The organism is Leptothoe sp. ISB3NOV94-8A (assembly GCF_043421595.1).
GTDB classification, from domain to species: Bacteria; Cyanobacteriota; Cyanobacteriia; order Phormidesmidales; family Phormidesmidaceae; genus Leptothoe; species Leptothoe turfae.
Map to the genome: position 1 here is coordinate 625305 of NZ_JAXSQW010000001.1, position 19369 is coordinate 644673.

The window sequence follows — 19369 nt, forward strand, 5'->3', positions numbered from 1 at the left end:
ACCATGATGAATCGCTGGTATTCAGTCACTGACTACACCGATCAACCTGTAAACCTCCCTTCTGTCACCACTATTCTGAGGGTGACTATGCCCGTTAACGCCCGAGCAAAACTTATGACTGCCCAGGCGAAAAACCCCTTGAAGTATCAGCAGAAAAGCCAGGCCGCCCAGCAAAGAGGCAGTGCTATTGATGCTTATATCAAAGCCCGGCTCACCAAGCAACCTGCCAGGCTATGCCCCCAATATGCCAAGTTCAAACAGCAAATTGATCCATGGCTGACCTCGTTGCTTAACTCCTTGTCCCCCATCTGGACCGATCAGCTGGTTTATGACCTGGACCATGGCTATGCTGGCACCCTTGACCTGCTCTATAACATGCCAGGGTTTGGTATCACAGTGGTGGATATCAAAACCACCGCCTACAAAATCCATGGCGAAGCCTTGGAATCTGCCTTGCTTCAGACCGCTGCCTATTATGCTGCCTGGAACCTGAACAAATGCGCTCTCAAAGCAACTGCGGTTGCAGTGGTGTTTGTCACACCTTATGGACTCACAGCAGAGGTTAGAAACGGGAAACCTCTAGAACAGTACATCCAACAGTTTTACCAGCGCTGCCGTCGGTTCGCGTCAGCCTATACCGCTGCAAATGTCTCGTAAATACTTCCGCAAGCCAGGACAAAAGGGTACCTACACTAAATTTCAGACCGCTCAATATGTCAGCCGTTTAGCCCGTTCTCAGCGTGGTTCATTACTGACACCAACCAGTCAAAAAACAATTCCTAATGGCTATGAGTTCGGCTTTTTTAGTGCTCGTGGTCCGGCTAACAATCACGGTAAGTGGAAGGTTACGGCTACCAAAAACGAGCCCGTAGAACCTGATCCGGGTAATGGTCATTATGAAAGTGGTGCAGGTTCTGTACTTGGTGGCCAATGCGCCGGCCTTAATTACGGTGCAAAGTTTCGATACTCTTATCTGTCTCGGGGGCGTGAAATTATTTATACGTCACATTGGTATCTTGCCTATGGCCCGATTGGTCGTATGACATGGCGCATAACCAATAAGGTGCTGAAAATTAACTGGCCATGGTACAACGCTTCGGGCAATCCATTGATGGCCAACTATGGCAGGACAAATTTTAGGTATCGCTTTGTCCAAACCCCTTATTTTCTAGACATACAAACCTTAGGGGGGGCAGAGGATAATTGCGGTTCTCTTCCTTGGCTAGGTGCTGCCGGTGGCGGTAATGGGGGTGGCGGTGATAATGGGAATGGAAAGTATTCCTATACCTGCACGTGCCCAGATTATTCTAAGACTCAGCCTAAGCTATTTGTGCCAAGCTACCCGAGTGATTATTGCGATCGCAGCTGGGTAAAGTCTAATGCGGGGGCATTGCCAGGACCACCCAAGTTTTGTAAGCACATTATCTCAGCAGTCAAGGTGCTCAATGATGGAGAGTTTTTGAGTGGCGTCAATATTGGCAATGATCTTCCGACTGTCAACTTGGGTAGGACTCATGTGGGTGAGTTTGAACAGTTTGGCCGTAATTTACACCGGATGAATCCAGATTGGAAAGACCATAAAGACTTTTGGGATGATGTGAACCGGACGCTAAACCAACGGCGACGACGACGACAACTTAATCGTTCACTGGATACTATTAGCCGGATGAGAACCTATGGGGTAATTGTCCCTCATCTAACCAGAGAGTATGTTGTAGAACAACGGGGCTACATGGACTATACCGGACGGAATATGGAGCGAGAACAGTTTCAACGCTATTTTAACCGACGGTTTCAGTATACAAACGAGAACCGCTCAGTCTATGGTGCTCTGAGCACATGAGGTGATTGCTGTGCTAAACACGGCCAGTATAGCCCGACAACTTTGGTTGACCGGTCTTTCAAAAATGAAGTCTTTTCCTACGGTTGATCGTCGCCAATTATGCATCATCCAATTGACTAAAGTGGCTCCCTGGTCGTCGGCTTCCATTATTTGACCTCCGATAGCTTCCCAGTCAAACGTGCTGAGCTGACTGGCTGGATATTCCATCTCAGGTCCCCGCTGTTGCATAGCCATCCAGGCTTCTAATGCGATCGCAATCCGTTTGATGTCCTGGGTACTATCAAGGCTAACGGTGGGATTAGAAACCATGGCGTTTGCAGCGGCTACAGATGAAAAGATAATGGCCTATTTAGGGTATCCCCTAGATAGTACGAGTGTATCCTTGGTGTCGCAAGCCTTAACACAGGTGGAATCGATTAGTGATGGGACAACTCAGACAAATGCGATCGTACGGGTAGAAGGCTGGCTGACCCAGCTGGATAACATCCAGACCAGCATCAATACCGAACGAACCACCGAAGGCTCCACACTTTTGCCAGAATTACGCCGGGAAGGACGGCGACATGTGCAAATTGTGGCCAATGCCCTCAGCCTGGACGTAAGAATCGATATCTTTGGAACGAGCGGCACATGAGCACCTTTACAGACACCGACAAAGAAGCTATTCGTCGCTATATGGGCTACCCGGTGGACCAGGCCTCTATCCAGCGAATCCAGACTCGCTGCGCTACTGTCGAAAACATTAGTCCTCAATCGGTGGTAACGGCCCAGACTTTACTGAGAGCGTTAGAGCGGCTAGGCAAACAACTCGCCCAGGCTACACCGTTTGCCTCCCAAACCTTTTCCAGCAATGCTGGGGGTACAAATCAGTATTTGCCCGGTCAGCGATTGGAGCCCTTAAAAGCAGAAGCCAGGCGGCAGGTCCAGGAACTGTCAACGCTTTTACAGCTGAATATCTATCGTGATATCTATGCGGCACCAACTGCTAATGCTCAAGTTAGACGGGCATAGGAGGGGCAGCTATGAGTGATTGGGAGGTTAGGCTGTTGCTGCAACACTTACTCCTGACACTGTTGGCTCATCACCAAACGACCGTCAGTTAGTTGGTAAACACCTTCTGGTTCTTGAAAAGATTGGGAAGCTGTAGCCTCAGGGACGGTTTGAATGGTGCCGGTAGAATATCCAGAGCTTGTAGTACTGTCTGGTTGTTGGGGGAGACCGCCATTGCCTGCAACGACAAAAGCACCTTCAGCATCATCGCTGCGAGCAATACAGCTTGAAGACACCAGCTGATCGGCGTTGATAAAATTATCAGGCAGTTCATCCAGTGCTTGAGTCTGCTCAAAATCTGCATTGAGGTTGATGGTCCCCTGCTGCCCTGACTGAGAGCTGGCACTAATGTCGCTGGAGCCATTGGCACGCAACTCATCAGTGGTTCTAAAGTCACTCTGTTCTGTAAACCCAAAGATACCAGCCGCATTGATGCGGATATTTCCCCCATCGCCGCCCATAGCGTTGGCAATAATGTCACTGTTTTCAGCCGGGATAACTACAACAGCACCTGCATTTAAGGTGATATTGCCACCGCTACCGCTGCCGGGGGTTTCATTGGTGGATTCAGCATTGATAAAACTGCCTCGCCGCAGAATAATGCCTCCATCCACAAAGAAGTTAATATTCCCTCCCCCCTCAGCAGAAGCAGTTTGGGTAGAGAGTTCAACACCGTCATCTAAGAGAACTGAGTCAGCAAAAATATTGAGGTTGCCTGCGGCTCCGGTGTTGGTGCCCAAACTTTCAGTAGTTAACTCTCCTGGGCCTTGGATTGTTAGTGTGCGATCGCTAAGGATGATTAGGTCTCTTCCATCCTCTTGACTGTCTGTTAGAGCACTAACTGAGCTACCCTCCGATAGCAATATATTCAGGTCAGTATCAAGGTTAGATTGTAAGCGCAAAATGCCGGCCGTACCATTGCCTTCAGTACGACTAGTTACAGAAGCGCCATCAAGCACAAAAAGGTGATTGGTAGTGATCGAGACACCACCACTATTGCCAACTGCACTTAGGGCTACTCCACTGCCAATAAAGGAATCTGTTCCATCAACAATAATATTATCTGTGGCCTCAATCTTGACCTGGCCGGAGTTGCCCTCACCAAAGGTACTCGCACCGACAGATGCCGCGTTTAGTACAGACAGATTGCCAGTAGTAATCGAGATGCCATCACTATTGCCAGTTGCACCTAGAACCACTTGACTGCCAATAAAGGAATCTGTTCCATCAACAATAATATTATCTGTGGCTCCAATCTTGATCTGACCAGAGTTGCCCTCACCAAAGGTGCTCGCACTAATGGCTGCATTATTCAGTACAGATAGATTGCCAGTAGTAATCGAGATGCCACCACTATTGCCAACTGCACGTGGTCCTACTACACTGTCAATAAAGGAATTTGTTCCATCGACAACAATATTGTCTGTGGCTTCAATCTTGACCTGGCCGGAGTTGCCCTCACCACCTGTACTCGCACCGACAGATGCCGCGTTTAGTACAGACAGATTGCCAGTAGTAATCGAGATGCCACCACTATTGCCAGTTGCACCTGAAACTACTTGACTGCCAATAAAGGAATCGGCTCCATCAACAATAATATCGCCTGTGGCCTCAATCTTGACCTGACCGGAGTTGCCCTCACCACCTGTACTAGCACCAACAGATGCCGCGTTCAGTACAGACAGATTGCCAGTAGTAATCGAGATGCCACCACTATTGCCAACTGCACCTGAAGCTACTTGACTGCCAATAAGGGAGTTTGCTCCATCGACAACAATATCGCCTGTGGCCTCAATCTTGACCTGACCAGAGTTGCCCTCACCACCTGTACTGGCACTGACTGCCGCATCATTCAGTACAGATAGATTGCCAGTAGTAATCGAGATACCACCACTATTGCCAACTGCACCTGGGACTACTTCACTGCTAATAAAGGAATCGGCTCCATCAACAATAATATTATCTGTGGCCTTAATCTTGACCCGACCAGAGTCGCCTTTGCCAAAAGTATCTGCACCGACTATTGCATCATTCAGTACAGATAGATTGCCAGTAGTAATCGAGATGCCACCACTATTGCCAACTGCACCTGAAACTACTTCACTGCCAATAAAAGAGTTTGCTCCATCGACAATAATATTATCTGTGGCCCCAATCTTGATCTGACCAGAGTTGCCCTCACCAAAGGTGCTCGCACTAATGGCTGCATCATTCAGTACAGATAGATTGCCAGTAGTAATCGAGATGCCACCACTATTACCAACTGCACGTGGTCCTACTACACTGTCAATAAAGGAACTTGTTCCATCGACAACAATATTGTCTGTGGCTTCAATCTTGACCTGACCGGAGTTGCCCTCACCACCTGTACTGGCACTGACTGCCGCATCATTCAGTACAGATAGATTGCCAGTAGTAATCGAGATGCCACCACTATTGCCAGTTGCACCTGAAACTACTTGACTGCCAATAAAAGAGTTTGCTCCATCGACAATAATATCGCCTGTGGCTTCAATCTTGACCTGACCAGAGTTGCCCTCACCACCTGTACTAGCACCAACAGATGCCGCGTTCAGTACAGATAGATTGCCAGTAGTAATCGAGATGCCACCACTATTGCCAACTGCACCTGAAGCTACTTGACTGCCAATAAGGGAATCGGCTCCATCGACAACAATATTGTCTGTGGCTTCAATCTTGACCTGACCAGAGTTGCCCTCACCACCTGTACTGGCACTGACTGCCGCATCATTCAGTACAGATAGATTGCCAGTAGTAATCGAGATGCCACCACTATTGCCAGTTGCACCTGAAACTACTTGACTGCCAATAAAGGAATCGGCTCCATCAGCAATAATATCGCCTGTGGCCTCAATCTTGATCTGACCAGAGTTGCCCTCACCACCTGTACTGGCACTGACTGCCGCATCATTCAGTACAGATAGATTGCCAGTAGTAATCGAGATGCCACCACTATTGCCAACTGCACCTGAAACTACTTCACTGCCAATAAAAGAGTTTGCTCCATCGACAATAATATCGCCTGTGGCCTCAATCTTGACCTGGCCGGAGTTGCCCTCACCACCTGTACTAGCACTAATCAAGCCATCACCATCAACTACTAAATCATGGGTGGTGATGCTTATATCTCCTCCCTCTAAACGAACACCAGGCAGCACAATGGTATCAACCACCCCACCTCTAACAAGCACAAGACTCCCCTCTACCTGAGGAGTTTCTAAAATAATCCCTCCTCCCGATTGCCTCAAACGAGCATCCAGAACTCCAATACGCATAGCTCGAAGTGTTAAATTATTACTACTAAACGCATTTACATCATCCGCAACAACAATAACGTTTGTTGCCTCCAACGTCAGGTCATTTAAATCCAACAACGCCTCCACAGTATCCGGCGTCAAATGACTATCCTGCACCGCATCCTCCGCCTCGCCGTACAAAAAATCATCAAAGACCCCATCCCCTTGTCCCACCGAGACAAACCCCACTGGAGCCACATCAGCAATAACTATATTCGCCGGATCCAACAACAGCTGACCCGCCTCCCCGTCTACCGCCTGGGTATTCACCTCACCTGCAAAATCCAAAAACTCCAGACCCGACACTTCAACAAAACCACCATCTCCCCCTTGAGGTCCCCCCTGAGCACTAATACGCCCCCCAAACCGAGTTGCCCCATCCGCCCAAACAATTACTCGCCCCCCATCACCCACATCCAGAGCATCTGCAGCAATCACTACCTCAGAACCCACAAACGTCCGTTCCGCAGCAGGCACTGGTGCCTGCCCCTGATAGTCTCCACCAACCAACACAGTGCCACCACCCGTAGCACCCGAAACATCAACAGTCGCCTGGTCGATCAAACCTACAAGATTGCCTAAAACCTGTACCGTTCCCCCCGACGCAGTCAGAGCACCACTACTCAGAACAGTATCTCCTAATAACGTAAGAGTCTTCCCCGATCCAATAGACAAATCACCGCTGTTATTAATCTCTCCTAGTCCTGGCGTCAAATACCTAAAAAACGTAACCTCTGGATCAATCGTCAGCAACTGACTACTCTCAGGGACAGTCGCACTAAAAACGCCTTCCCCCAACGAGATTGACTCTGCTGTTGATGCGTAAAACGAGCCATTTATATCCAACGATGCATTCTCACCAAACACAATGCCATTAGGATTCAGCAAAAACAGATTAGCCTCTCCCAAAACCCCTAATCGCCCAAAAATATTAGACGAATTATCCCCGGTCACCCGCGTCAGGATAGACTCAATATCTGCTGGATTGGCAAAGTACACACCATGGTCTTCCGCTACATTAAATTCTAAAAAACTATGGAAAAGATTACCCTCTCGACTTGCACCACCTTCAACAATCTGAGTCAGAGCATCCAGGTCATTAACGAATGAACTCTCAGCACCCAACGTATTGTCGGGAATCACTATGCTCTCAGCCCGCACTGGTGCATACCATCCAAGGGTAGTCCCTACCATCAGAAGGGCACCCAGCACCCAAGGACTAGTCTGTTCATTCTGCCTTAAGCAACCTTTCATATCTAGATATCTCCGGTAGCCTTAGATCGCACGTGTGCGTAAGCAAATTCAAGCCCTGGAAAAAGTAAGTTGTTGTCAATATATCACTGCTTTTTTTGTCTGCATCTAGGGCCTTAACGCTATTTAAAGACTAGCTGAGAGAACACTATTGATAGAAATCTATATTTCAGGTTGGGTGCAAAATCTCACCTCTATAAGATTATCTATCTTGTAGTATTAAAATTGTTAACATTCCTTCTACTCCAGATCATCCCATTTATTCTGGCGAGTAGCTTCAACGATTTCTTTGGCGTGTTTTAATAAGAACGGACGAAAGCGGTCTGGATTTTTCTGTGATCTCTGCTCAAAGTATTCAACCAAGGCTTGGGGCATGGTTTCACAGTCTCGGTCGGGATTCAAGTTCTGAATGTAGGTAGGTAATGCCACATGGCAGAGCTTTGCCGTGGCTAGCTGCTGGTTAGTTAGGTTTTTAGATACTCGCAGGTCAGTGGCTAATAGTAGTGCCTGCTGAAGATTTGTATACCCTAGGTCGGTTTGCTGAAGATTGGCAGACCATAGATTGGCCTGCTGAAGATTGGCAGACCATAGATTGGCTTGTTGAAGGTTAGCAGACCTAAGGTAGGCCTGCTGAAGATTGGCAGACCATAGGTTGGCTTGTTGAAGGTTAGCAGACCATAGATTGGCTTGCTGAAGATTGGCAGATCCTAGATAGGCCCCAGGCAACTCAATCCCGGTCAAGCTTGCTTTCGAAATATCCACCCCCTGCAAACTCTCCTGTGGCCAAGGCACCCCAAACCACCGCCGTCGCCCCGATGTCCCTGGCGTCGAATTCAAAAACTCCAACGCCCGTTGTCGTCCCCCATTCCCCGGCTGGCCATAGGCGTTGGTAATCACCTGCCACGCTTCATATACCTGCTGATCATGCCGCTGTCGCTCCCCATTCGTTAAAAATGCTCCAAAGCCAATAATGATGGTCAGATTTGCCAACAGTGCCAACAGGTCAAACACTGCCAGGTTTTTTAGATCCTCTGTTAGCGTCTCTAATGCATGTTCAACAGGCGTTGATTCATACCAACTGATTGACCGCCGCCATCGACCTTTTAGCCACTGATTTAATCGAAAGCTATTACAAGCAATGGGACTCCGAGCAATCTTCTCTGCTGCTTGCCAATCCTGTTCACTACTCCCTTCATACCCATGCATTAACCGTCGTTGATAAAGCCGATAGGCAATGCGCTCGGTCATCTCAACCCGGCGCTGCTGAAGTCTTTCCCTGCGATTCATAGGCTGCCAATAGAAATTAAGACTACTGGCAAAACTTATCAGCCTTAGCAATTAAAAAGTCGATATGGGGGTATAGCCATCTAATACTTAAAACTGTGAGCTGATTTGGCTGTTGGTTGAGAGCAAAACCGGCTGCGTGGGGCTCCTCCGAGTTCCCCACACCCCTATGGCTAGGGCGTTCCGCCGCCCTAGGACCCTACGGAAGGGGAGATTCTAAATTGCATAAAAGGGGGTACGGCGAGGTCAGGGATTTGGGTATCGAGATTCGCCTTAAAAATTGTTCCTGTAAGGATTTACTTGTGTTCCAACGACTTGCGGAATGAAACTCTCTCCAGGGGAGGTTATCCCCAATGGTATAAATCCTGCATTACTAACAGGTAGACAGTGTGACGCGCCCTGTTCGTAGTTGCATCATTCCATTCCGCGTCCATGGGCCAACCCGTAGAAACACCCAACTTTCCTGCTACTGATTGCATGCCCCTAGTGATTGCGCTTAAATGACAGGTGTCTCATGAGTCTCATTTTGAGAATGACGACACTCATCAACTATGAATGCAACGCCTACCGCCGCCAGTTACCCCACTGGCGACTAGTCGAAGACGTCTATCAAGGTGACTCAGCCTGGATTGACATCCAGCCAGACGGCACTGCCAAGGCCACCGCCCGCGCCCGGCGGTACCTGCCCCAAATGCCCGGCGAAAGTGATGGCGACTACCAATCACGGCTAGTACAGTCTCACTTCTCCGACCGGTTTGGCCAGGCTGTGCGCGACTTTGTTGGCATGATTTTCAACAATGGTGTGCGCCTGGTGGCTGTGCCCGACCCGATTCGTGAGCACTGGCACAGCCTCGATGGCGATCGCATGACCGGGGACAGGCTCTGTGCCCTCCTCGGTATGCGCTCTCTACGGCTGGGTCATACCTTTTGCCTGATTGACTTTCCACCCGCAGACGATTCTGTTGTCTCCCTGGCCGACACCCTGAGCGCCGGTCGCCAGCCCTTTTGGTCGCCCATTTCTCCCATGCAGGTGATCAACTGGCGCTATCACATGGTGGGCAACCGTAAGGTTCTGGTCTGGGCGGTACTGCGATCGCAGGTCATCGAAGCCGACGGCACCTACGGAGAGTCTGAACAAACGTACTATTGCCTGCTTCGACCCGGTCGATTTGACACCTACCAGGTGGTTAAGGGTCGTGATGGCAAGCCACAGCAGGTGCATCGACCTGAGAAATCAGGTGTTATGGGTCGTCGGGTGCGGGGTCGGCTAGTTCCTTTTAAGGCGATACCGCTGGTTTGTTTATACGGTGGCGATCGCACTGGGTTCTTTGAATCTAATCCCACCCTGTTGAGTATGGCCAAGCTCAACATCAGCCACTACCAGGTAAAAAGTGACCACCGACAAAAGATGCACTACTGCTGTTTTCCTTCCCCTGTGCGGGTAGGTGGTGATGGTTCAGATCTCACCCTGGGCCCAAGGTCAGTGGTGGATGTCCCCATCGGCGGAGCCTTCGCCTGGGCAGAACCCAATGCCAATAGCCTGTATGCCAGTCGGCAAGAGGTGCAGGACATCGAGCAAGAGTTGAACTTTCTGGGGGCGGACTTTCTGGTTAAACCCTCAGATCGCCAGGCGGCCATGACCTCAATTATCCAGGCCACCACCATTGAGTCTGAGCTCTACCTGTTCGCCTCTGACTTTGCCCTGGGCATTACCGAATGTCTCAGCTGGCACGCTCAATATCTGGGTCTACCCAGTGGCGGTAGAGCTGAACTGGATACCCAGTTCTTTAGGGACCTGAGTGCTGACCCCCAGTTGCTACAGGTCTTAGTTCAAATGCGAGAACGTGAGGATATTACTCGCGAGGAGTTGCGGGCGGTTGCCCAACGTAAACACCTATTACCCGGAGATGATGATCGATGAGTTTAAAAGAAACGCTGACTCAATTGCGATCGCAATTAGGGGCCATACCCACAGTTGATACAGAAATACTCTCCAGTTTTGACCAGGCCATCACCCAGGCCGATTTATACGACGGCATTGACCCAGAAGCTGCCCGCACCGCTTTACAGCAGTTGGACCAGTACCAAACCCAGGCGGACCAGCTACAAACCTTGACCGACGAACGTGACCAGTTAACAACACAGCTTGCAGACACAAAAACACAGCTGGTCACCAGTCAAAAACAATTCACCGCCCTAAGAGGACTTACTTCAGCTCAGCTGCGACCCGAGTATGAGGAGCTGTTGCTTCCGCAAGTCGCCAATAGTCTTGACGTTGGCGAAAACGGCGACATCACTGCTCCTGAAGGATTCTATGACGGTCTCAAAACCAAATACCCCGCCATGTTTTTTGGGGATGATGCAGCGGGCACTGGTGGCAGTGCCGGTGAGGGCAACTCAACAGAAGAAACACCGAAACAGCTGACGGCAAAGGACGGCATCGTCAGCGGCGTCAACCCTGATGACGTCATCAGCGGTTCAGTGCGTGTGTCCTTGGGCTAAGGCCTGATTGATAGAGGAGTTTATCCCATGGCAATTGAAGATTTATACGGCAAAGTTTTGGCGCTTGGTGCCCAGACCATCCGTCAGCACACCTGTTTACCCATGCTGGTCAACAACATTCCAGCTGGAGATCGAGAACAGGCCCACAGTCCTGGTGGCGTGACAGAGGTGATTGTCCCCCCTGAGTTTGCCTCCCGTGATGTGGTGCCAGGGCCAACACCACCGACTAGTCAGTCCGCTCCGGCTCCGAGTACGGTCAAGGTCAATCTCAACTACTGGAAAGAGGTCAACTTTCCCCTGACCGAGAAACAAATCTCACTGATTGAATCAGCAGATGACCAGGTGCCCATGTTTCTCGCCAATGCCGTGAGCCCCATTGTTGAAGACATTACGGCGGCCATTGCTGCACAGTACAAAGGTATTTATGGTTATATCGGTACTGGTGGAACAACTCCCTTTGCCGCTACTCCCACCGATGCCCAGAACGCTAAAAAGGTACTTACTAAGCAGAAGTGCCCTAAATTTATGCGTCGCCTGGTGCTCAATACCGATGCTTACGGTAATGCTACCGGTCTAGATGCTTTTGCTCGAGCGCTGAACTTCGGCTCTACTGAGGTGATTCGGGAAGGTGAAATTAGTCATGCCTATGGCTTTGACTGGTACGAAGATGTTGGCCTGGATGACATCAATCATAGTAATCCTAATGGCACCCCAGCAGGCTGGTTGGTAAACCAGGCTAATCATGCTGTAGACGATACAACAGTTGTGATTGACACGGGGGATGGCCCACCGGTAGCAGGCGATATCTTTACTGTCGCAGGGGATACTCAAACCTATGTTGTGATTGGTTTTGGTGTCGGTAGCACTCTCACCTATGCTCCTAAGGCTAAGGTGGCCTGGGTCAATAATGCGGCTCTTACTTTCAAGGGTGATCACGCCATTAATCTGGCCTTTCATCCCATGGCCTTTGCCTTTGACTCGCGACCTGCTGCACGATTGCGCATCCCTGGTATGACGTCTAGCTTTATGACCTGGGTGGACGATATGACGGGTGTGGTCCTACGTCTGGAAATTAGAGATGAATATCACCAAACTGGGTTCTATCTGAGTTGCCTGTGGGGTGCTGAATTGGTGGATGCTCGGTTAGCGGCGAGGATAGCGGGCTGATGAATAAAGGTGAACTGGTCGGGGCGATTTGCGATCGCACTGGGGCGACGCGGACTGTTGTTGATGCGATTGTGTCTGAGGTGATCGAGGTGATTATCTATCAGGTGACTGAGGGGAATCGGGTCACTCTGGTGGGTTTTGGTACTTTTGAATCGGTGGAGGCCAAGGAGCGGGTAGGCCGTAATCCACGTACTGGGAAAGCGATGACTATTCCTGAGCGAACTAAGCCTGTGTTCCGGGCAGGCAAAGCGTTTAAGGAGCGGGTGAATGATGGTTAAAGTGGCAACGGTTGTGATCTCAAATGAGGATGGCTCTGACTACATCATTATCAACCAGAGTGACTATGACCCTGATGTGCATACGCTATGGAAAGAGCCTGAGTCTGAACCCAGCTTTCACGACTATGCCGATGGTGATCTAGACGAATCTGAACCGGTGGCCGATACCGAGCAGCCTGTAGCAGATGACTTAATCACAGCTCGGTCCACTGAGCTGGCCGATACCAAAACCATGACTGAACTAAAGTCTATGGCTAGGGAGCTGGATATCTTGGGTTACTCCAAGATGAAACAGGCTGATATCACCGTGGCGATTGCACGAGCTGAGGCTGAAAAATCCGATGTCAGCGACAAACTATAAAACTACGTTTCTCGACAAAATCGAGAACATGATAACTACGCTGGGAGGAACAGTTCTGGCTATGGCTGAGCCGACCAATTTTGAAGAACATTCCATACAGCTGCTTGATGTTCTTGGTAATAACCTGGGTAGCAACAATCAAGGGGGTGGTCGCTACGTTCGGCTTGATCCACGGGTAAAGGAGTGGAATAACCTTAGCGTTATTTCGGGCCAGACCTATACTCTTAGCTCAATTCCTCAAGAGGGAAACTGTCTGGTTCATTTACTGGGTAACCCTGGCAAAGCTTCTTCCTATACGTTGCGGATTTATTTTGAATCGCCAGCTATTACTAAGCCAATTGCCGAGCGTTACTTTAATCATCCACAAAATGAAGACTATTCCGCTAGCCTCACTAGTACTGGAACAACTATCATTCCTCAACAACTGATAGTGCCAGCGGTTGATGGACAAATTTGGGCCTCTCGATCCGGCAGCTACTCTAGCAGTATTTATCAGACTGATCTGTGGGTATTGGGGTACTGGCCATTATGACCACTTATTGGTACATCAATCCGAATAATCCGGCTGGAGGAGCTATGCGTTGTCCCTCTCCTCCGTTTACTCAGCGGGTCAGCGAAGAACAACTGTCATTGCTCACTAAACCGGAAACGGTGGCCGATGCAATCGCTCAAGTCCATACTCTTATCAATCAACAAGCTGATGAGTTGCGATCGCAGGTACTAGCAGGCTCTTCTGAAGTAGAGCGAGCAGCCTGGCCAGCCAAGGCTAAGGAAGCAGCTGATTATCTTGCAGCTGATGGAGACGATGAAAGCGTTGCCCCATTGCTTAAGCTTGAAGCTATCACTGGCGGTATTGCCCTCCATGATTTGGCAGCTACGGTTAATGCTAAGGCTACTGTGTTCTATGGGCTAGAAGCTCAGATCGCTGGGACTAAGCGTAAGCATTTGGATGCGATCGCAGCACTAACTGGAATCGATGCTGTGCTGAACTACGACTTTAGTAGTGGCTGGCCAGAAATTGATTGAGGATTTTTCCCCACGTAGTCATGGGATCTCATCGACTCTAAGGGTGTCTCCCCCAATTACCCATATACCTTACCTTTTCAGAGTATAGATAAATTTTTTAGCTGGTTGGTACAGCTTGGCTAATATAATGCTTAGGCTGTAACCCCTAATCTTTCGTTCTAAGATATTAGGGCGTATGCTGGCGCGCCTTTACGGTTCGTTAATTTATTTGTTGTCCATCCGTCCTGGAATTTTCCAATGATTCGCGAAGTGTTCATGCCCGCCCTTAGCTCAACCATGACTGAGGGCAAGATCGTTTCTTGGACAAAAAGCCCTGGTGACAAGGTAGAAAAGGGTGAAACCGTTGTCATCGTTGAGTCTGACAAGGCTGACATGGACGTCGAATCGTTCTATGAAGGGTATCTGGCCACTATCGTTGTAGAAGCTGGTGGTGTTGCGCCAGTGGGGAGTGCGATCGCACTCCTAGCCGAAACCGACGCCGAAATTGAAGAAGCCAAAAAGCAAGGCGCTGCCGCTGCCGCTGCCCCAGCCACTGCTCCAGCTCCTACCCCCGAACCCGTCGCCACCGCGCCTGCTGCACAAAACGATAATGGTGCTGCTGCTACCGCCATCACCGTCACCAGTGGCCGCCTCATCGCTTCACCCCGTGCCAAAAAGCTGGCTAAGCAACTCAAAGTTGATATCAAAACCCTAGTGGGGTCTGGTCCCCACGGTCGCATCGTCGCTCAGGATGTTGAAAAAGCGGCCGGTCAAACACCTACGCCCGTTGCTGCCGCTGCCGTTGCACCTGCTGCCGTTGCCGCCGCTGTTGCACCCGCTGCTTCGATTCCCGCTGCACCCACTGCACCCCCGCCGGTACCTGGTCAGGTGACTCCCTTTAACACCATGCAGCAGGCCGTCGTTCGCAACATGAACGCTAGCCTGACCGTACCTGTCTTCCGCGTCAGCTACAGCATCACCACTAATGCCCTAGATGCGCTGTATCAGCAGATCAAGCCTAAGGGCGTGACCATGACTGGTCTGCTTGCAAAAGCTGTTGCGGTCACCCTAACTAAGCACCCCATCGTCAATGCCAGCTATACCGACGCCGGTATTCAATACAACGGCAGTATTAACGTGGCCGTGGCCGTGGCTATGCCCGATGGCGGTCTGATTACCCCAGTTCTGCGCGGCGCTGATCAGATGGATATCTACTCTTTATCCCGCGCTTGGAAAGACCTCGTTGCTCGCTCCCGTAGTAAGCAACTACAGCCTGAGGAGTACACTACTGGCACCTTTACCCTGTCTAACCTGGGGATGTTTGGTGTTGACAGTTTCGATGCTATTTTGCCCCCTGGCACTGGTTCAATTTTGGCCATTGGCGGCGCTAAGCCCACCGTGGTTGCTGACGAGAACGGCATGATCGGTGTTAAGAAGCAGATGACCGTAAATATGACCTGTGACCACCGCATTATCTATGGTGCTGATGGTGCTGCCTTCTTAAAAGACCTGGCGGATCTAATTGAAAACAATCCTCAGTCCTTGACCCTGTAGGATTTGTTTCTGTCCTCTGTAGAGTAGTGAAATCATCAACTAATTTGACATCTTTGATGATCCTTGAAGACATCGCGTTTAAGCAATGCGATGTCTTTTTATAGAGACGTTAGAGCAAGCGATAACTATTGGAATCAAATAGAGCATAGGACGCATTGATATATCCATTCAAGGGAGAATATGCTACATTCTTACATCTTTAACTTATGCTACAAAGTCCTGGATGTCGTAGTTTGGGGCGAGAAAAAGATGCTACATCCGAATGGCACGGACGTAGGTCGAATCAAGCCATCAGTTGAACTTTAAGCACTGAACGCGGTTGCTACATTCTGGGAAAAAGTCACACCCATTTCACATTTACTCAAGATCTGAGCAAAGGGCAGACCGAGACTATCTTGATACTTTTGCTTGAGAATCTCCACACGATTCGGCATAGTAAAGGCAGTAGTATATTGGGGCTTCCAGGTTGTAAGCTTCTCAGATCATCATGCCTGAGGCCTTTTCCGCGACTTTTACGTCAGTGCCATTCTGCTATATAGCAACCTCTTCAGGTAGTGGACCAAACTGCTACAGCTTACAAATAGTCATGTAAAAAGGGGGACATGATAAAAATATGTTTCAGAATATGAAAGTTATAATTGAAATTATGACACGCTTCATTTGAAGAACGCTAAGCTAAATCCAATATAATGCTCGTTTTAAGCTCATGAATCGCCATTCTACATCTAAAAAGATCTTAGTATTGGCAGCTCATCCTAAGAAATCTTCAGAGTTGCGCTTAGGAGAAGAAGTGAGAGAAATTGAAGAAGGGCTTAAGCGTTCACTTCATAGAGATAGCTTTAATTTAATTTCAAGATGGGCTGTAAGGCCAAAAGATTTTCGTAGGCATTTACTAGACATAAACCCACAAATAGTTCATTTTTCTGGACATGGAGTTCACGAGGATGGGATTGTACTAGAAGATGAGTTAGGCGATATACAGTTAGTTTCATCTAAAGCTCTGAAAAGTTTATTTAAGCTCTTTTCTAGCAGGGGGGTTGAGTGCGTGCTACTAAATGCCTGCTATTCAGAGAAACAGGCTGATGCTATTAGTCAGCACATAGATTATGTGATTGGCATGAGTAAAGATATTGATGATGAAGCTGCTATATCTTTCTCAGTAGCTTTTTATGATGCCTTAGGAAATGGTTGGAGTTACGAAGAAGCTTTTGAGTTAGGCTGTAATTCTATCCAAATGGAAGATTGGCCAGACTTTAGTATTCCGATCCTCAAGAAAAGGAGGGAATTGATAGAGGGTAAAGCTAACAGTCATGATATTAAAAATGTTGAAGCAGAAATTTTAAAGCGAAAAGACCAAAAATTAAAGGAACTAGAGAAGCTGATTGACTCATCAGAAGATGTTAAGAGTCTTCCCAAAGAGATATTCTTAGATTTTTTAGCTCTCCGAGATGAAGTTGAAATATTAAAACAAGTCAATCAAGATGTTGATCAAAAGAGTAATAAAGCAGAGAAAGATTTCTTGAAAGATTCTTACGGGATACCTGAATTACCTGTGGAATTTATTGATCGACCAGAACAGCGTGAAACTATTGAAGAACCACTAAAATCTAGAGAAAGATGGGTCAAAACTGTTGTTATTCAAGGTATGGGTGGCACAGGTAAAACTGTGCTTGCAACTGAAATTGTTAGAAATATTAAAAATAAGTTTGAGAAAGTTATATGGGCCTCAGCAAATGAGTCGCCTATTGATTTAGCTGATTTACTGGATATTGTATTGAGAAAGCTTGATTATCGTTCTGATCAATTAACCTTAGCTCAGAAGCAAGAACAGGTCAATGATTTACTTCGAAAAAAACGATATCTATTAGTGATTGATAGTTTTGAAAGAATAGGAGATGATCGAATTGATAAGTTTTTAGGTGATAAAACCTTTTATCCAAGTAAGATTCTTATCACAACAAGACAATTTTATCCTCAAGCTTCTTGTTTGATAACGCTTGAAGGTTTAACACGTCAGCAAACACGACGAATGCTGGAGCGAGCAAGACTAAAGAAAGGAGTGAAGCACGCTTTTACAACGGACACAGTGAAGGCTATTTATAGTGCGACTGGTGGTTTGCCACTTGCATTGGGGGTGATAATTGGCCTTCTTTCCGAAAATGTGTCTCTCAATGTAATTATTAATAGCCTAACTGGTCGAGGAACCAGTCCAGATGAAGCATTATCAGCAGATGTCTCTAAGGTAGAGGCAATGTTCACAACCTTAATTGGTGCATCATGGAAAATTGTTAGCAATAATGCTCAAAGAATTCTAATGGGGATGACATTTTTTGCGGCACCTGCTTCAGAACAAGCTATTCAAATTATTAGTGATACTGATCAAGAAGAATTTCGTTCTGAAATTGATCATCTAATAAGGTTGTCACTTTTACATACTCATCGTGAGCAAATGGGTGGCGATGAGTTTCGATATTCTATTCATCCCCTAATTCGTAGTTTCGCAAGTGAAAAGATAAACAGCAACACAAATTTAAAACAAGAAATATATGGTAAGGCCGTTGATTACTTTACCGAACTTATGGAGGAATTAGGTCGTCCAGGCCTAGAATTAACAAAATACAATAAACTGGAGCAAGATTTAAAGAACTGTATTGCTACATTTGATTGGTGTAAAGCTCAAAGAGATTTTGCAAATACGTTTAAAGTTGTCGAATCATTACATCATTTTCTGTTTGAACGAGGTTTTTGGGATACCCGTATTCAGATATGCAGTTCTGCATTTAATCTAGAAGATGATTCAACAGATAGGAATCCTGAAATCTCATGGAGGTTAGCTTTCAGAGCAGGGTGGGTTTGCAGTCGTCAAAACAACTATGAAGAAGCTAAGCAGTGGCGAAAAAAAGCTAAGTCAAGCTTGAAAAAAGTTGCAACAGATAATGTTTTTTATAAGCTTTATCAGGCCAAAAACCTTCAATTGAGTGCTCTAATTGCCCATGGCGAGGCGATAGAGGCTGTAGAGGAATATAAACAACTTACAATTCCTGAAATGATTGGAGATATCAATAATCTCTTTGAACAATCAAACAATTATCATGATGAGGCTCGTCAGCTACTGACACAGTATCTACAGGAACATGGCCTGACTTGGTCTTCAGAGGAACCGGAGTACACTATTTCAATTACTGACTCTAATCAAGGAGATTTGGCTGTTGATAGAGGTCATTGGAATAACATTATTAATCAAAAAGATGAGAGCATAAAATATTATGAGATTGCTCAAAAATTATATTCTAAAGTCTTAGATGATGCACAAAATAGTAACTGGAGAAACAGAGATGCATTTATAGCATTTAGTGCAGCTAATTTAGGTCATGTTGAAATTTGGCTAGGTCAGAAGCCTCTTGAGGAGATCAAACGACGTTTTGATAAAGCACTCCAGATAGCTCAATATATTGGTAGAGACCATACCATTGCATGGTGTTATCGTGGATATGGTTTAATTGCTAGGCGATTAGCTAAGAATGAATCATCGATACGTAAAAAGAAGAAGAAACTGAAAGAAGCTTTAGAACAACTTAGTGATGCTTTAGATATTTTCGAAAGAATCGGACGTAGAGAGAGGGTTACAGAAACTCGAAAAGCCTTGCTTGAAGTAGAAACAGCTTTAGGTGCTTTATAACCTCTTAAGCCGTTTTGAGAAATATGATTTTTCTTCAAAGTCAATTTTCTGAAAATCGAACTATTTCTCAATTCTATA

Annotated in this window: 17 protein-coding genes; 13 read left to right on the forward strand and 4 right to left on the reverse strand. The window is 47.4% G+C overall.

The window, feature by feature from the left end; all coding sequences use genetic code 11:
• The first annotated feature begins 3 nt into the window (after positions 1–3).
• Together SPB21_RS02590 and SPB21_RS02595 are read left to right on the forward strand one after the other, a co-directional pair.
• Positions 4–657 carry a PD-(D/E)XK nuclease family protein gene (locus SPB21_RS02590; RefSeq protein WP_499865355.1) on the forward strand — a complete coding sequence of 218 codons (654 nt, stop codon included), beginning with the start codon at positions 4–6 and terminating at the stop codon, positions 655–657.
• Complete coding sequence (locus SPB21_RS02595; RefSeq protein ID WP_499865357.1) at positions 647–1843, forward strand: hypothetical protein; 1197 nt, start codon at positions 647–649, stop codon at positions 1841–1843. The genes SPB21_RS02590 and SPB21_RS02595 overlap by 11 nt, the downstream gene beginning before the upstream one ends.
• Here SPB21_RS02595 and SPB21_RS02600 read toward each other — a convergent pair.
• Complete coding sequence (locus SPB21_RS02600) at positions 1817–2152, reverse strand: hypothetical protein (protein ID WP_499865358.1); 336 nt, start codon at positions 2150–2152, stop codon at positions 1817–1819. The two genes, SPB21_RS02595 and SPB21_RS02600, sit on opposite strands and share 27 nt — an antisense overlap.
• Here SPB21_RS02600 and SPB21_RS02605 point away from each other — a divergent pair.
• Both SPB21_RS02605 and SPB21_RS02610 read left to right on the forward strand, forming a co-directional pair.
• On the forward strand, positions 2151–2477 hold the full coding sequence (locus SPB21_RS02605) for a hypothetical protein (RefSeq protein ID WP_499865360.1): 327 nt from the start codon (positions 2151–2153) through the stop codon (positions 2475–2477). The two genes, SPB21_RS02600 and SPB21_RS02605, sit on opposite strands and share 2 nt — an antisense overlap.
• Positions 2474–2854 carry a hypothetical protein gene (locus tag SPB21_RS02610; protein ID WP_499865361.1) on the forward strand — a complete coding sequence of 127 codons (381 nt, stop codon included), beginning with the start codon at positions 2474–2476 and terminating at the stop codon, positions 2852–2854. Before SPB21_RS02605 ends, SPB21_RS02610 begins: the two co-directional genes overlap by 4 nt.
• Before the next feature lie 47 nt (positions 2855–2901).
• Here SPB21_RS02610 and SPB21_RS02615 read toward each other — a convergent pair whose 3' ends face one another.
• Complete coding sequence (locus SPB21_RS02615) at positions 2902–7464, reverse strand: two-partner secretion domain-containing protein (protein ID WP_499865363.1); 4563 nt, start codon at positions 7462–7464, stop codon at positions 2902–2904.
• 237 nt (positions 7465–7701) lie between these two features.
• Positions 7702–8748 (reverse strand): pentapeptide repeat-containing protein, encoded by a 1047-nt coding sequence (locus SPB21_RS02620; protein WP_499865365.1) that lies wholly within the window; start codon positions 8746–8748, stop codon positions 7702–7704.
• Between the two features lie 529 nt (positions 8749–9277).
• Here SPB21_RS02620 and SPB21_RS02625 point away from each other — a divergent pair.
• From SPB21_RS02625 to SPB21_RS02660, 8 genes are all read left to right on the forward strand, one after another.
• Positions 9278–10666: a DUF4055 domain-containing protein gene (locus tag SPB21_RS02625; protein ID WP_499865366.1), complete on the forward strand. Its 1389-nt coding sequence runs from the start codon at positions 9278–9280 to the stop codon at positions 10664–10666.
• Positions 10663–11247, forward strand: a complete 585-nt coding sequence (locus tag SPB21_RS02630) for a hypothetical protein (RefSeq protein WP_499865367.1) — start codon at positions 10663–10665, stop codon at positions 11245–11247. The genes SPB21_RS02625 and SPB21_RS02630 overlap by 4 nt, the downstream gene beginning before the upstream one ends.
• A 27-nt stretch (positions 11248–11274) precedes the next feature.
• Positions 11275–12414, forward strand: coding sequence for a major capsid protein (locus SPB21_RS02635; RefSeq protein WP_499865369.1), 1140 nt, complete (start codon positions 11275–11277; stop codon positions 12412–12414).
• Positions 12414–12692: an HU family DNA-binding protein gene (locus SPB21_RS02640; protein ID WP_006519609.1), complete on the forward strand. Its 279-nt coding sequence runs from the start codon at positions 12414–12416 to the stop codon at positions 12690–12692. Before SPB21_RS02635 ends, SPB21_RS02640 begins: the two co-directional genes overlap by 1 nt.
• On the forward strand, positions 12682–13053 hold the full coding sequence (locus SPB21_RS02645) for a Rho termination factor N-terminal domain-containing protein (RefSeq protein ID WP_499865370.1): 372 nt from the start codon (positions 12682–12684) through the stop codon (positions 13051–13053). The genes SPB21_RS02640 and SPB21_RS02645 overlap by 11 nt, the downstream gene beginning before the upstream one ends.
• Positions 13034–13585, forward strand: coding sequence for a hypothetical protein (locus tag SPB21_RS02650; protein WP_499865371.1), 552 nt, complete (start codon positions 13034–13036; stop codon positions 13583–13585). The genes SPB21_RS02645 and SPB21_RS02650 overlap by 20 nt, the downstream gene beginning before the upstream one ends.
• Positions 13582–14079: a hypothetical protein gene (locus tag SPB21_RS02655; protein ID WP_499865372.1), complete on the forward strand. Its 498-nt coding sequence runs from the start codon at positions 13582–13584 to the stop codon at positions 14077–14079. The genes SPB21_RS02650 and SPB21_RS02655 overlap by 4 nt, the downstream gene beginning before the upstream one ends.
• 237 nt (positions 14080–14316) lie before the next feature.
• The gene (locus SPB21_RS02660; RefSeq protein WP_499057397.1) at positions 14317–15612 is read left to right on the forward strand and encodes a dihydrolipoamide acetyltransferase family protein; all 1296 of its coding nucleotides are present in this window, start codon (positions 14317–14319) and stop codon (positions 15610–15612) included.
• Positions 15613–15914: 302 nt separating this feature from the next.
• Here SPB21_RS02660 and SPB21_RS02665 read toward each other — a convergent pair whose 3' ends face one another.
• Positions 15915–16046, reverse strand: a complete 132-nt coding sequence (locus SPB21_RS02665; protein ID WP_284681998.1) for a hypothetical protein — start codon at positions 16044–16046, stop codon at positions 15915–15917.
• Positions 16047–16318: 272 nt separating this feature from the next.
• Here SPB21_RS02665 and SPB21_RS02670 point away from each other — a divergent pair, with 272 nt between their 5' ends.
• The gene (locus SPB21_RS02670) at positions 16319–19291 is read left to right on the forward strand and encodes an NB-ARC domain-containing protein (RefSeq protein ID WP_499865374.1); all 2973 of its coding nucleotides are present in this window, start codon (positions 16319–16321) and stop codon (positions 19289–19291) included.
• Positions 19292–19369 lie beyond the last annotated feature (78 nt).

What these genes read in the sequence shown, in the direction of transcription:
- SPB21_RS02630 (WP_499865367.1), top strand. Translation starts at nt 10,663, where the DNA reads ATGAGTTTAAAAGAAACGCTGACTCAATTGCGATCGCAATTAGGGGCC.
- SPB21_RS02600 (WP_499865358.1), bottom strand. Translation starts at nt 2,152, where the DNA reads ATGGTTTCTAATCCCACCGTTAGCCTTGATAGTACCCAGGACATCAAA.
- SPB21_RS02645 (WP_499865370.1), top strand. Translation starts at nt 12,682, where the DNA reads ATGATGGTTAAAGTGGCAACGGTTGTGATCTCAAATGAGGATGGCTCT.
- SPB21_RS02595 (WP_499865357.1), top strand. Translation starts at nt 647, where the DNA reads ATGTCTCGTAAATACTTCCGCAAGCCAGGACAAAAGGGTACCTACACT.
- SPB21_RS02660 (WP_499057397.1), top strand. Translation starts at nt 14,317, where the DNA reads ATGATTCGCGAAGTGTTCATGCCCGCCCTTAGCTCAACCATGACTGAG.
- SPB21_RS02590 (WP_499865355.1), top strand. Translation starts at nt 4, where the DNA reads ATGATGAATCGCTGGTATTCAGTCACTGACTACACCGATCAACCTGTA.
- SPB21_RS02670 (WP_499865374.1), top strand. Translation starts at nt 16,319, where the DNA reads ATGAATCGCCATTCTACATCTAAAAAGATCTTAGTATTGGCAGCTCAT.
- SPB21_RS02610 (WP_499865361.1), top strand. Translation starts at nt 2,474, where the DNA reads ATGAGCACCTTTACAGACACCGACAAAGAAGCTATTCGTCGCTATATG.
- SPB21_RS02605 (WP_499865360.1), top strand. Translation starts at nt 2,151, where the DNA reads ATGGCGTTTGCAGCGGCTACAGATGAAAAGATAATGGCCTATTTAGGG.
- SPB21_RS02665 (WP_284681998.1), bottom strand. Translation starts at nt 16,046, where the DNA reads ATGCCGAATCGTGTGGAGATTCTCAAGCAAAAGTATCAAGATAGTCTC.
- SPB21_RS02625 (WP_499865366.1), top strand. Translation starts at nt 9,278, where the DNA reads ATGACGACACTCATCAACTATGAATGCAACGCCTACCGCCGCCAGTTA.
- SPB21_RS02650 (WP_499865371.1), top strand. Translation starts at nt 13,034, where the DNA reads ATGTCAGCGACAAACTATAAAACTACGTTTCTCGACAAAATCGAGAAC.
- SPB21_RS02640 (WP_006519609.1), top strand. Translation starts at nt 12,414, where the DNA reads ATGAATAAAGGTGAACTGGTCGGGGCGATTTGCGATCGCACTGGGGCG.
- SPB21_RS02615 (WP_499865363.1), bottom strand. Translation starts at nt 7,464, where the DNA reads ATGAAAGGTTGCTTAAGGCAGAATGAACAGACTAGTCCTTGGGTGCTG.
- SPB21_RS02635 (WP_499865369.1), top strand. Translation starts at nt 11,275, where the DNA reads ATGGCAATTGAAGATTTATACGGCAAAGTTTTGGCGCTTGGTGCCCAG.
- SPB21_RS02620 (WP_499865365.1), bottom strand. Translation starts at nt 8,748, where the DNA reads ATGAATCGCAGGGAAAGACTTCAGCAGCGCCGGGTTGAGATGACCGAG.
- SPB21_RS02655 (WP_499865372.1), top strand. Translation starts at nt 13,582, where the DNA reads ATGACCACTTATTGGTACATCAATCCGAATAATCCGGCTGGAGGAGCT.